Consider the following 12,707-nt stretch of genomic DNA (forward strand, 5'->3'; position numbering starts at 1 on the left):
TTGCATGCTACCCCGTTAACAGAACCATCTGATAGCATCCACTATCATTAGAACCTATTTCCTTGTATGATTCAAAATATACATCCCAGCTTTGACTTGTTATTTATTTTCACATGCCTTAACTGCCTAAATTAGGCGGGAATTATTCCCGCCATCAATGAATCTTACTTAATAGAAACTTGTGATTCCACTAAGTTTAGATGAATTATCCAGGGACGTGTGACTGTTATAGTACTACAGCCACTAGTCATCGGATAAACTTATTAATCTGGTAATTGACTTTTATACTGGTCATTGCTTATTTTTTCTATAGGCTCCACGTACCCTTGCTGATCTTCGTAATCATAAATTTCCACTATATTTTCCATTTTATTAAATGCTTCCACGCTTTCATAGCTATCTTCGGAATCAAATTCTGAACTATATAGTTGATGCCTATAGTCCTTTCCAAAAGGATGTCCTATAACCTTCTCTTCTACAGGTCTATCGTGTATTTCTCTCTGCTTTAAATTATTAATTTTGTTTTCACATTTTACACAATTTTCTGCATAGGGCATAAATTCAAGTCTTCCTGTATCTATGGCTTCACCACAGGATTTACATTTTCCATAACTTTCATCCTCAATTCTTGTCAATGCATCATCTATTCTTCTGATGATAGATTTCTCATTTTCCCTAAAAGCCATGCCCTTTTCTATATCATTAATTTCAGTTGCTATATCCGATGGATGATTATCGTAATAAGATAATTCAGAAGAAATTTCACTCTTTGAATCGATGGTCTCATTTTTAACCATTAAATTCAAAAGATCATTGACCTTTTCTCTTTCATTTATAAGCTTTTTTTTAAAATGCTCAAGTTTCTCCATTTGCATAATAACAACTCCTTCTAAGTCATCTGAAAACAATTAATAAGTAAAATATACTACAATATTTTCTTGAAGATGCCTTATATTAAAGTAGCTTAAAATCAATAGATTTTTAAGTTCTCCTATAAGTTATTCTGCCAAATGAAAAATTTTTTATTACATTATTTTTATCATATTTTCTAGTATATATGTAGAATTTTTCACTGCTATAGGTGTAAATTTTTCAAAATCCATATGTGCACCATTATTTGCATTATCTGATATAGACCTTATCACAACAAAAGGTACTTTATTTAAATAGCAAACCTGTGCAATACTTCCACCTTCCATTTCACAGGCAACTGCACCAAAATCCTTATTTAACCATTTAATTTTTTCTATATCTGCCACAAATTGATCCCCTGTAGCTATTCTTCCTGTAAAAAAGTTTTTTTCAAAGCTTTCACAAGCCTTTTTAGCTAGTTCAATCAGCTCACTATCACATTTAAAATCATAGGTGTCAAGTCTAGGTATTTGGCCTATTTTATCACCAAAAGCAGAAGTATCCATATCATATTGCACTAGATTTTCTGCAATAACTATGTCTCCTGGGAAAATGCCTTTTCCTATTCCTCCAGCGATTCCAACATTTATTACAGCATCTACATTAAAATCATCAATTAGTATTTGACTGCATACAGCAGCATTAACCTTGCCAATGCCGCATCTTACTATTACTAAATCTTTTTCATACAGTTCACCAAAATTAAATTCCATAGATGCTTTATTTTCTTTTCTCTTAAGCTTTATCTTTTTTAAAAGTAATTCCACTTCTTCATCCATTGCTCCAATTATTCCAATTATCATAGTAAACCTCCTAAACTAATCAATAAAAAATCCCACTTACAGGTGAGATTTTTTTACTCTTTTACAAAGAAACTCTTTATTTCATTCAAATCATCATTAAAATTTTCTTCTTTGTCATCTAAAGCCTTTAATTCAGTGGATAAATCTTTATCATCATACTCTTCTATTTCCTTTTCCTTAACCTGCTCTGTATTGATTATGTTATAATTTTTTTCAAAATCCATTTCTAAATCATTGAACATATCCAGCTGAGTATTCATAAAATTCCTATATTTTGCTCTGAACTTTATAAATTCTTGTTTAATAGTTTCGTAGTCATCACTTATTCTAAGCACTTCACTATTGGCTTTATCTATTATTCTCTGTGCGGTATCATTTGCGTTTCTCACTACTAATTCCGCTTCTTTTTTTGAAGATTGCTTAGCTTGTTCCGCTGCATTTTGCGCTAAGAGAAGAGTATTTTGGATAGTATTCTCGATTTTTAAATAATGATCAATTTTTTCATTGAGAATAGCTACTTTTTCTTTTAGTGCAGAATTTTCTTTATATATTTCCTCATAGTTATCTCCTATTTTATCCAAAAATTCATCTACTTCATCCTGATCATATCCTCTTAATACCTTTTTAAACTCTTTATTGTTTATATCCATTGAAGTTAATCTCATCTTTACCACCCCGATTAAACAAATTTTTTTATAAGGACTTTTATTCTATTTTTAGCAGTAACACCAATATCACCTATTAATTTGTATTTACCATATCCTCTTATAGTTATAGTAGTTCCAAAAGCAACATCATAATCTTTTTCTTTCTCTAATGTATAATTTAAAAATATATTGCCTCTACTTATTAACTCAACTGCTTTACTTCGAGATATATTGCATATGGAACTTACTAAGCAATCCAATCTGAGAGAAGAAACAATAATGGTAAATTCCTCAAATTTTATCTTTGGTATATTATAACTTACAGGTTCTAATTCATAAATATTACAAGAACATTTTCCTATGGAAGATAAATTATCTATTATATAACTTAATATATCCTTGCTAACTGCAACAAAACATGAATTATCTACTACAATTAGATCTCCAAACTTATTTCTGTTAATGCCTATGGACATTATAGCTCCCAAATAGTCCCTGTGAGTTAAATTGTTAAATTTTGACTTATTTTCTATTTTAATAAGTCCTACTGGAAAATAATCAACTTCTTGTTCAGAAAAAGCCAACATATTTCTTTCACTATTTTCAAAAATCCCATACTGCATAATTTGTATACCTAAGGAATTTGCTAATCTACACAGACCATTACAAATATCAGGAGTATAAAATTCATTAGTATACACTGTTTTTCTTATTTTAATTGCAAGATTAATTTTATCAAAAATATTGGATAAAGTTAATTTATCTTCACTGAAAATACTATTTAAAAATTCATTTTTATTCATTTTCTCTCTTCAATCTATATTCGGCACATTCAAATAAATAACTAGCCAGTATGCTAGTCTATTTTAAATCCTACTGCGTCAACAGAGCCCTCAGATAGCTCACTATCTTGGTCACCTGTTTTCTTGCATGATTCAAAATATACGTGGCATCTTTGAATTACTAGTTATTTTCATATGCCTTATTTATTCCACATGAACATACTTTTTCCTGAAAGTTCAGTTTGTAATTCATTAGAAACTTCTACATTTGAAGGTGATAATATGTATACATTTTTTTCTACTTCCTGCAATTCACCATTAAGTACGTAACTAGCACCACCCATAAAATCAAGTAGTCTTTGAGCTGTTTTAGGCTCTAAATCACTAACATTTACAACTATAATCCTTCTATTTTTCAGTTCATCACATATAGCCGTTGCTTCATCATAATCCTTAGGTCTTGAAATAACAACTCTTACAGATGAGGCTGTATGAATGTTTACAACTTTATTACTTTTCTTGCTGCTTAGTATTGGTTCATCCAATTCTTCATCCGTTTCTCTCGGAAGCTTCATATCCTCCTGATCATCAAATTCCTCTTCTATGCTTCCATCATCAAGCCCAATAATACCCATAATTTTATTAAACATTTTTGCCATTTTGTTTTCCTCCTATTTATAATTTATTATAGTTCCTTTTACCAAATATGCCTTCACCAACTCTAATCATATTGGCTTCTTCTTCTAAAGCAATTTTATAATCATGAGTCATTCCCATAGATAGATACTCCATAGAAATATTATTATAATTCTTTTCCTTTACGTTATTCCATATATGTCTCATTTCGGTAAAATACATTCTGCACCCTTCTTCTGATCCCTTTGGAATTACAGCCATAAGACCTTTAACTTTCAAATTATTGCATTTCTCGCATTCTTCTAAAATTTCAGGTAGATCTTCTTTAAATATACCAGTTTTTGATGCTTCTCTTCCAATATTTATCTGAACCAGTACATTTGCTATTAAATTATTAGCAGCATATCTTTTTTCAATTTCATTTATCAACTTAATACTGTCCACAGAATGAATCAAATGAACTTTACCAACAATATATTTTACTTTATTAGTCTGAAGATGACCTATAAGATGCCATCTAACGGAAGAATCAAATCTGTCTGTTTTTCCTATAAGTTCTTGAACCCTATTTTCTCCAAAATCTCTTATGCCCTCATTGTATGCCTCTTGAATTTCTTCTACAGTCCTAGTTTTGGATACAGCTATTAAAGTAACATTTTCAGGCAGCTGTGTTTTTATCTTACAAATATTTTCTTTTATAGACAAAATTACACCGTCTCCTTATAATATCGATATATTATTCTAGCAATTAACCTCTATAAATATATTATTCTTCATAAAATAAAAAAATCCTTCACAAATTAAGTAATTTTTTTAATTTAATTATACATCATCATATTTTCCGGATAAAAATGATCTCCTGCAGGTTGTATAAAAATTAATTCTTGGCTTTCAAATAACTATGACTAAGATCTCCATCATAGCCTCCAATTTTTATATTATCACTTTGATATAAAGTAACATCAATACCTCTATTTATCATAGTGTATAAATAATTATTACTTGACATCATATAATCCTTTAACTTATCCTTGTCTCCAATGGCATTTATATAAAAGGGAGAACCAAGAGACACACCATTAACCCTGATAAAGGGTCCTATACAGTAAATTTCTGTAGTACTTGCTATTCTCTGACCATTTACAGAAATAGCCTCTGCCCCAGCTAACTGTAAATCATTAACTATATAACTTACATCAAAATTATGAATCAATTTTCGTAAGTCATAATTAGAATTTATAACAGCTCCATTAAATTTATCTGTCCCATCATCCAATTGTATTTTAACCCCAGGGCCTTCTACATCCATTTCTCCCGAAATAACTTTAGCATTATTTAATTCCTGCTTTAATTCCTGCTCTAAGACTTCACTGCTTTTAGTATTGTCAAATTTCTGTATCTTGTTTTGTAAATCAAAATAATTATCTCTTAATTCATTAATTTGACTAACTAAATTATTTTTATAATTATACTGATCCTGATATTGCTTTGCATTTAAGAAAACTCTTGTAGTAGTTCTAGAAAAATTAAAATTTGAAGTTATTAATATTCCAATTATTATACAGGCTGCAAATACAAATACTGTTGATTCATTATTTTTCACTTTATTCACCTCATCACTGAGTTTTACCTCTATCCAGTAATGTTCTTCTTATTAATGCAAAATTATTAAATATTCTACTTCCAAAAACTATAACTGCCGCAAGATAGATAGGTATTCCCAATTTATCTCCTAGATATACTAATGCCACAGAAAGCACTGCATTTCCAAAGAAGCCTGAAATAAATACATCTGCTCTAAATTGCTTTGAAAGTGCTGCCCTTAAAGCACCAAATACCGAGTCAAGACAGGCAAATATTGCAACTGACATATATGGTGAAAATTGATCTGGTATAGGTACATTCCATAATACGCCTATTATAATTCCTATCAACAAACCAAAAAATGCTATCATACAATCAACTCCTTAAATAGTATAGTAGTCATAACCATTAGTAAAAAATACCTTGCTCTAATTATTTATTTACAGGTTTTGCATATTCAAAATTAAAAACTTTATTAGATTTAGGAATCTGTATATTATCACTTTTTTGCGGTGTGGCAACTGTATAGGCTGAAGAAGGTATATCTGGATTATTATACAATACTCCTGGAAAAACCATTTCCGAATTAAGTGTATCCTTATTCCCTATAGCCCTTATGGTAATTGTTTCATAGGGTGAAATTCTATCACTGGTTCCTATAAATATATTTGAAACGCCACCAGAAGTCTTTATGCCAGTATAAGATGTCACTCTTATATTATTTATAGAAATAGCCTCTGCTCCAGCAAAACGCAATTCATTTACTACATTAATTAAAGCTTTATCTGTAATGACACTACTTATACTGTCAATATTTGAAGAAAAGATAGTATTATTTCTAGGTGTTATTGTTACAATAATCCCAGGGCCCTGCACATCTTCACTACCTACTAGGGCATTTAAGCTATTTAACTCATCTAACACCTGCTTATCTGCACCACTTTTAGTAGCCGCTGCATCTTGATATTGCTTTAATTTAGTTTGAAGCTCATTAACCTTTTTATTTAAATCATCCTTTTCATTTTTTAATTGTTCAACTTGTCCAGTAATCTGTGAACTATCCCCTTGAATATTTAAATTGGATTCCTGAAGACTTATTATTCTAAACTGATAAGCCAGCATAAATCCAAGTATACAACAGACTAATGCCACAGCTATCTGAGATTTTGCTCTATTTATATTATATCCTGTCATATTGTATCCTCCTATTTTTCAACAAAAAATACTGGATTTCCATTAAAACTTACATCTACATACCCCGTTGAAGCAGATAAATTTCTATCACTTATTATATTAATAGCCCTATTCAACTTTTTCTGCAAATCTTCACTTTTACCAAGTTTAATACACATATTATTATAATAAGCCTCCAAATCCATACTGTCGGTGACATTTAATACTTTAATATTTTTACATACATCATTATCCATTATAATGTTGGTAAGAATATTTATAGTATCAAGTTCTTTATTATCATTAAAAGGAATTACTTTCCCAACTGAAGTTTTTGATGCATCCACACCAATAATTTTTACAAGATTCATATTATCAATATTATCTCTTACCTCAAGTACCCTTCCATCTTTATCTATAACACTAAATTTATTACCATTTTGTATATAAAATACTGCTTTTGTTTCAATTACATTTATATCCACTGCGTTTGGCAATTTCCTACTTATATCTACACTAAGTATATAGGGATTATTCAAAATATTATTTTTAATATTTGTACTATTCATATAAAATATGTTTGTATTTTTTTGTATACCTGATTCTTTAATTATTTCATTAGAATCTATAGTTTTATTATTTAATACATTGACATACTTTATATTAAAATATGTTAATTTTAAACATAAAGTAATAAGCACAGAAATTAGCAATATCATACTAAAAAAAACTTTTTTAATTCTTCTTTTTCTTCTTCTCTTTTCTATAAGTTCATTTTTACTTTCTTCCATACACTCACCCGTTAGTTAGGCACCTGAAAATAAATAACAACACAAAACTGCAAGCTATTTTTTTGAATATGCCTTATTTAATATTATAATTAATGATACCACATAACATCACCTATTTAAATAATAAAAGACATTTAAATTTATAAAATTATAGCATTGCTTGTAAGCAATGCTATAATTACTATTTATTAGTTTGAGAAGATATATTCAGCAAAATTCCCACAGCCATCAAATTAACTACTAAAGAAGAACCTCCGTAACTGATAAAGGGAAGAGGCACCCCTGTAACTGGTATAGAACCTGTAACAACAGCTATATTTATTATAGCCTGCACAGCCAACACTGATGTAATTCCTACAGCTATTAATGTACCGTATATATCTTTAGCATGAATTGCTATTTTAATACCTCTCTGTATTAAAATTAAAAACAGTATTATTATAAGCACGCAGCCCACAAAACCTAACTCCTCACCTATAATTGCAAAAATAAAATCATTATGAGGTTCTGGTATGTAATAAGCCTTTTGCCGTGATTGTCCAAGTCCCAGTCCCATTACTCCTCCAGAACCCAGAGCAAGCAGTGACTGTACAAGCTGATATCCTACATTTTTAGCATCACTCCATGGATTTCTAAAGGACATAAGTCTCGCCCACCTATAGGGTTCTGCTTTGATAAATACAAAGCCTAAAGGCACAAGAGAGAAAATTATTGATCCCAGCTGCCACCCCTTTGCTCCACCTACATATATTATTATCAAGCTAACCAGCATAATTACAGTTGCTATGCTTAAATTTTTTTCTATGTATACAAAGCCTGCAAAGAAGGCTGCTACTAGTAAATATATAACTACTGTTGGAAAAAACTTTTTGATATTTTCTCCTGTTTTTTCTATACCTTTTGCTAGTAATATTACCACAGCATATTTTGCAATTTCAGATGGCTGAAGATTACCTAAAGGTCCTAAGGGTATCCATCGTTTAGCTCCATTTACCGCAGGGCAAAAGAGAACTATTCCTAGCAAAATAACAGTTATAAGTATTATAATATTTGTTGCTCCTTTAATTTTATGATAGTCAATTTTTTCAACAACTAACATTATAACAATACCCAAAATAGCAAAAAGTCCCTGTTTCTTTAAAAAGAACATATCATCATGAATAGTTGGATCATTAAGTGCACTATAAGAGCTTGCACTATATACCATTACAACACCAATTGCCAAAATCAGTAAAACTGTTGCCAATAAAACAAAGTCAACCTCCACCTTTTGGAAAAATTTAGGTTTATTCATAACATACCTCCAAAAATTACTTAATACAAATAACTCAAAATAAATAGTAATAGATTTAATCAATTTACTATTTAAAAATACTATTATTGTCAAACCACCATAAGAAACATTATATTATCTGAAATTACACTACCACAAAAGTAAAGCAATTTCTAATTATTTTCTGAAAAATACCTACAATGATAAAAGTGATATCAAACATAATATAACAGTAACTATTGAGAATATAGCAACTACCTTAGTTTCATGCCATCCAAGCTGTTCAAAATGATGATGAATGGGGGCCATTTTAAACACTCTTTTCCCTGTAAGCTTAAAGGAAGTAACCTGAATAATTACTGAAGCTGCTTCCAGTACATATATCCCCCCTACTATTATAACCACTATTGGAAATTTTAGTATGATAGCTATACCTCCTATTGCACCTCCAAGTGCCAGAGATCCTGTATCACCCATAAAAATTTGAGCAGGAAAGGTGTTATATTTTAAAAATCCCAGCAAAGCACCTGCTACGATACCACAAAATATAGCAAGCTCATAGTAATGCCATGCAAAACTAACTATTGCAAAAAATGTCATTACCAGCAATGTTACAGAGGTTGCTAGTCCATCTAATCCATCCGTCAAATTTACAGCATTGGTTATTGCAACTAAAAAGAATACTATAAAAATCATATATACTATTGGATTCAACTGTAAAGTTGTTTTGAAAAATGGTATATATACATCTGTTCCAATATTAAGATAAGAATAGTATGCAATTATACAGGAAGCTATAAGCTGAAGAGAAGACTTTTGTCTGGCTGTAAGTCCTTCATTTCTCTTATGTACTATTTTCAAAAAATCATCCAGGAATCCTATAATTCCAAATACTAATAAACATATGAATGCAAATATTGTAGTTTTATTTGATAATATATTGTTCTTCATTATAAACATAGTTATAGCTGTGGTAATTATAAATATTATTCCACCCATGGTAGGGGTTCCCGCTTTTTTTCTATGACTTTTAGGTCCTTCCTCTCTTATATTTTGTCCAAATTTTAGCTTATGAAGTACAGGTATTAAAATAGGTCCCTGTAACAAAGAAATTAAAAATGCTACTAATACAGAATATATTATTGCACTCATAATTGCATCTCCTTTTCTAATTGTTTATATCTTTTAGAACATATCAGATAAAATAGTTAATCTATTAGCTACTTCTATAAAAACATTATCATAGAAAGCTATCTATCAATTAACTTATTACCCTTTTTCAGGTGCTCCACTATCTTTTCAAATTTCATTGCTCTGGAGGCCTTTACCAATATTACATCCTTCTTTTCAAGGAAGCTCTCTAAAAATTCAGCAGCTTCTTCTGTAGACACAAAATATTTAATCTTTTCATTATCTTTAAAGCCTTCCTCAAAAGCAGCCTTAAATTCACCTAATACTACCAATAAATCAACCAAATTTTTTCTTGCATAGGCGCCTATCTCTTTATGAGCATCATAGGCCCTATCACCTAATTCTCTCATAGTTCCAAATACTGCTATCTTTCTTTCCCCACTTATATTTTTTAAAACATCAATTGCTGCTATCATTGAATCTGGACTAGCATTATAGCAATCATCAACTATGGTATATTTTTCTCCTTTTACTATATCTAATCTCATAGATGTCATGTTGAGTTTTTCTATACCCTTATTCATTTCCTCATAGGTTAGTCCAAACAATTCACCACAGGCAATTACTAAAAGAGCATTGGATATATTATGTTTTCCAGGCAAATCAATTTTAAAATCTTTAAACATAAGTTTATCATTCTTAAATATATCAAATATAACCGATGTTTCTTCCAACCTTGCATTCTCAGCTTTAACATCACAGGATGATTCTATACCGGTTTTTATAATTTTATATATTTTATCTTCTCTAGTTACAGTGGAAAGCATATCATTATCTACATTTAAAATAAGTGTGGAATGATCATTAAAATAATCAGCTATCTCCAATTTGGCTTCAAGTATATATTCTCTTGTCTTTAAATTTTCTATATGAGATATGCCTATATTAGTAATAAGTGCAATATCAGGTCTTGCAGCCTCTACCATATTGTGAATTTCGAAAAAATTACTCATTCCCATTTCAAGTACAGCTATATCATAACTGTTGTCCAGATTGAAAATCATAAGGGGAAGACCTATTTCATTATTAAAATTCCCCTGTGTCTTAAATACCTTATATTTCTCTGACAGAATAGCGTAAGTCATATCTTTAGTAGAAGTTTTTCCTGTAGACCCTGTAATGCCAACTATTTTTATATTAAGAGTACTTCTATAAAATTCAGCCAGCTTCAGTAATGCTTTTTTAGTATTTTCTACAATTACAACAGAGGTATCTTTATTTATGTCCTGTTTTTCAAATTTTATTTCATCTACGATACAAAGAGCTGCCCCTTTTTTACTTGCTTCTACAGTAAAATTATTTGCATTAAATTTTTCTCCCTTAATTGCAATAAAAATACTCTCTGGTTCTATTTTTCTAGTATCTATACTTATACTATTAAACAACTCCTTAGAACCTTTTATAAGTAATTTACCTTCTACTGCCTTTACAATAGAATTAAGTGATATGTATTCCAATTAAAACAGCTCCTTTATAATTTCAGCAATAATTTCTCTTTCATCGAAGTGAATTGTACCTTCTTTTAAAACCTGGTAATCTTCATGTCCTTTTCCTGCAATCACTATTACATCATCTTTTTTTGCTATGGAAATTGCTTTTTTAATTGCTTCTCTTCTGTTTTCCACAGTTATGTAATTTTCCTTATTAATACCCTTAACTATCTCATTAATTATAGCCATTGGCTCTTCAGTTCTAGGATTATCAGAAGTTATTATGGCCATATCACTCATTTTAGCCCCAATATCCCCCATTATAGGTCTTTTAGTCCTATCTCTGTCTCCACCACAACCAAACACACTGATAAGTCTTCCTTTTGTAAATTCTCTAGCTGTTTTAAGTATATTCATAAGACTATCTGGAGTATGTGCATAATCTACAATTATATCAAAACCTAAATTTAAATTTGTTTCAACAGCTTCACATCTTCCTGGTACTGCCTTTAATGCTTCCAGCCCTAATTTTATCTGTTTCAAGGTTAATCCTTCTGAAATGCATGCTGCAGCACTTCCAAGTGCGTTAGATATATTATATCTTCCTGGAATATTTAAACTTACAGGAACACTTTCCTGTAGATAATTCAAGTGGAAATCTATGCCTCTAGAATGCATCTTTATGTTTTTTGCCCCTACGTTTTCAGCCTCTTTAAAACCATAGGTTATTTTATTGCCGTCTAAATCATCATAAACCTTTTTTCCATAATCATCGTCCATGTTTATTATAGAATTCTCACTATTTTTAAATAGAATAAGCTTAGCATTATAATAATTTTCAAAGGTCTTATGAAAATCCAAATGATCTCTTGTCAAATTAGTGAATATGCCCTCATTAAATTTTATTCCATAAACTCTATCCAAATATAAGGAATGGGAAGAAACCTCCATTACACAATATTGAACTCCACTACTAACCATTTCTTTAAAAAGCTGATGTAGTTCCAAAGACTCTGGTGTGGTTCTATGAGTTAATATTTTTTTATCTCCAATATAATTGGCAATAGTACCTATAAGACCAACCTTATAGCCGCACTCTTCTAAAATAGCTTTAATCATATATGTAGATGTAGTTTTGCCATTAGTTCCAGTTATCCCAATCATCTTTAATTTTTTATGAGTATTACCATAAAAATTAGCCGCTGCCAGCGCCAATGCCCTTCTGCTGTTTTCTACCTGAAGCACAGTGCAATCTGGTAAACTTTCTGGTACCTTTGTGCAAATTATAACTGATGCCCCACTATTTACTGCGCTATCAATATATTTATGGCCATCTGTACTAAAACCCTCTATACAAACAAATAAGTCCTTATTAGTTATATTCCTAGAATCATATTCTATCTTATTGACACCTAAATTAATATCGCCCTTTATAATCTTGTATTTAATGCCTTCAAGTATGATCTTTAATTCCATAATATCCCT

14 protein-coding genes are annotated in these 12,707 nt (G+C 30.2%); all 14 read right to left on the minus strand.

Annotated elements, in window-relative coordinates; translation table 11 throughout:
* Window positions 1-263 precede the first annotated feature (263 nt).
* Window positions 264-875 (minus strand): TraR/DksA C4-type zinc finger protein, encoded by a 612-nt coding sequence (locus CLOPA_RS13555; protein WP_015616015.1) that lies wholly within the window; start codon window positions 873-875, stop codon window positions 264-266.
* A 150-nt stretch (window positions 876-1,025) separates the two neighbouring features.
* Entirely contained in the window at window positions 1,026-1,715 is a 690-nt protein-coding gene (locus CLOPA_RS13560) for a 5'-methylthioadenosine/adenosylhomocysteine nucleosidase (RefSeq protein ID WP_015616016.1), read from the minus strand.
* A 53-nt stretch (window positions 1,716-1,768) separates the two neighbouring features.
* Window positions 1,769-2,380 (minus strand): DivIVA domain-containing protein, encoded by a 612-nt coding sequence (locus CLOPA_RS13565; protein ID WP_015616017.1) that lies wholly within the window; start codon window positions 2,378-2,380, stop codon window positions 1,769-1,771.
* 14 nt (window positions 2,381-2,394) lie between these two features.
* On the minus strand, window positions 2,395-3,165 hold the full coding sequence (locus tag CLOPA_RS13570; protein WP_015616018.1) for an RNA-binding protein: 771 nt from the start codon (window positions 3,163-3,165) through the stop codon (window positions 2,395-2,397).
* A 179-nt stretch (window positions 3,166-3,344) separates the two neighbouring features.
* The gene (locus CLOPA_RS13575) at window positions 3,345-3,803 is read right to left on the minus strand and encodes a cell division protein SepF (RefSeq protein ID WP_015616019.1); all 459 of its coding nucleotides are present in this window, start codon (window positions 3,801-3,803) and stop codon (window positions 3,345-3,347) included.
* A gap of 16 nt (window positions 3,804-3,819) precedes the next feature.
* On the minus strand, window positions 3,820-4,485 hold the full coding sequence (locus tag CLOPA_RS13580; RefSeq protein ID WP_015616020.1) for a YggS family pyridoxal phosphate-dependent enzyme: 666 nt from the start codon (window positions 4,483-4,485) through the stop codon (window positions 3,820-3,822).
* A gap of 172 nt (window positions 4,486-4,657) precedes the next feature.
* The gene (locus CLOPA_RS13585) at window positions 4,658-5,383 is read right to left on the minus strand and encodes a DUF881 domain-containing protein (RefSeq protein ID WP_015616021.1); all 726 of its coding nucleotides are present in this window, start codon (window positions 5,381-5,383) and stop codon (window positions 4,658-4,660) included.
* A gap of 13 nt (window positions 5,384-5,396) precedes the next feature.
* Window positions 5,397-5,735: a small basic family protein gene (locus tag CLOPA_RS13590; RefSeq protein WP_015616022.1), complete on the minus strand. Its 339-nt coding sequence runs from the start codon at window positions 5,733-5,735 to the stop codon at window positions 5,397-5,399.
* A gap of 61 nt (window positions 5,736-5,796) precedes the next feature.
* Window positions 5,797-6,558, minus strand: coding sequence for a DUF881 domain-containing protein (locus tag CLOPA_RS13595; protein WP_015616023.1), 762 nt, complete (start codon window positions 6,556-6,558; stop codon window positions 5,797-5,799).
* Between the two features lie 11 nt (window positions 6,559-6,569).
* On the minus strand, window positions 6,570-7,328 hold the full coding sequence (locus tag CLOPA_RS13600; protein WP_015616024.1) for a cell division protein FtsQ/DivIB: 759 nt from the start codon (window positions 7,326-7,328) through the stop codon (window positions 6,570-6,572).
* A gap of 181 nt (window positions 7,329-7,509) precedes the next feature.
* On the minus strand, window positions 7,510-8,622 hold the full coding sequence (ftsW, locus tag CLOPA_RS13605; RefSeq protein WP_015616025.1) for a putative lipid II flippase FtsW: 1,113 nt from the start codon (window positions 8,620-8,622) through the stop codon (window positions 7,510-7,512).
* A 174-nt stretch (window positions 8,623-8,796) separates the two neighbouring features.
* Window positions 8,797-9,753, minus strand: coding sequence for a phospho-N-acetylmuramoyl-pentapeptide-transferase (gene mraY / locus CLOPA_RS13610; protein WP_015616026.1), 957 nt, complete (start codon window positions 9,751-9,753; stop codon window positions 8,797-8,799).
* A 98-nt stretch (window positions 9,754-9,851) separates the two neighbouring features.
* A complete protein-coding gene (locus CLOPA_RS13615) occupies window positions 9,852-11,249 on the minus strand; it encodes a UDP-N-acetylmuramoyl-tripeptide--D-alanyl-D-alanine ligase (RefSeq protein ID WP_015616027.1) in 1,398 nt (465 codons plus the stop codon).
* Window positions 11,250-12,698: a UDP-N-acetylmuramoyl-L-alanyl-D-glutamate--2,6-diaminopimelate ligase gene (locus tag CLOPA_RS13620; protein ID WP_015616028.1), complete on the minus strand. Its 1,449-nt coding sequence runs from the start codon at window positions 12,696-12,698 to the stop codon at window positions 11,250-11,252.
* Window positions 12,699-12,707: the final 9 nt, after the last annotated feature.

The organism is Clostridium pasteurianum BC1, from assembly GCF_000389635.1.
GTDB lineage: Bacteria > Bacillota > Clostridia > Clostridiales > Clostridiaceae > Clostridium_I > Clostridium_I pasteurianum_A.

Bases quoted from the DNA above. Each gene is read 5' to 3' on its own strand.
- CLOPA_RS13555 (WP_015616015.1), bottom strand. From the start codon at position 875: ATGCAAATGGAGAAACTTGAGCATTTTAAAAAAAAGCTTATAAATGAA.
- CLOPA_RS13560 (WP_015616016.1), bottom strand. From the start codon at position 1,715: ATGATAATTGGAATAATTGGAGCAATGGATGAAGAAGTGGAATTACTT.
- CLOPA_RS13565 (WP_015616017.1), bottom strand. From the start codon at position 2,380: ATGAGATTAACTTCAATGGATATAAACAATAAAGAGTTTAAAAAGGTA.
- CLOPA_RS13570 (WP_015616018.1), bottom strand. From the start codon at position 3,165: ATGAATAAAAATGAATTTTTAAATAGTATTTTCAGTGAAGATAAATTA.
- CLOPA_RS13575 (WP_015616019.1), bottom strand. From the start codon at position 3,803: ATGGCAAAAATGTTTAATAAAATTATGGGTATTATTGGGCTTGATGAT.
- CLOPA_RS13590 (WP_015616022.1), bottom strand. From the start codon at position 5,735: ATGATAGCATTTTTTGGTTTGTTGATAGGAATTATAATAGGCGTATTA.
- CLOPA_RS13595 (WP_015616023.1), bottom strand. From the start codon at position 6,558: ATGACAGGATATAATATAAATAGAGCAAAATCTCAGATAGCTGTGGCA.
- CLOPA_RS13600 (WP_015616024.1), bottom strand. From the start codon at position 7,328: ATGGAAGAAAGTAAAAATGAACTTATAGAAAAGAGAAGAAGAAAAAGA.
- ftsW (WP_015616025.1), bottom strand. From the start codon at position 8,622: ATGAATAAACCTAAATTTTTCCAAAAGGTGGAGGTTGACTTTGTTTTA.
- mraY (WP_015616026.1), bottom strand. From the start codon at position 9,753: ATGAGTGCAATAATATATTCTGTATTAGTAGCATTTTTAATTTCTTTG.
- CLOPA_RS13620 (WP_015616028.1), bottom strand. From the start codon at position 12,698: ATGGAATTAAAGATCATACTTGAAGGCATTAAATACAAGATTATAAAG.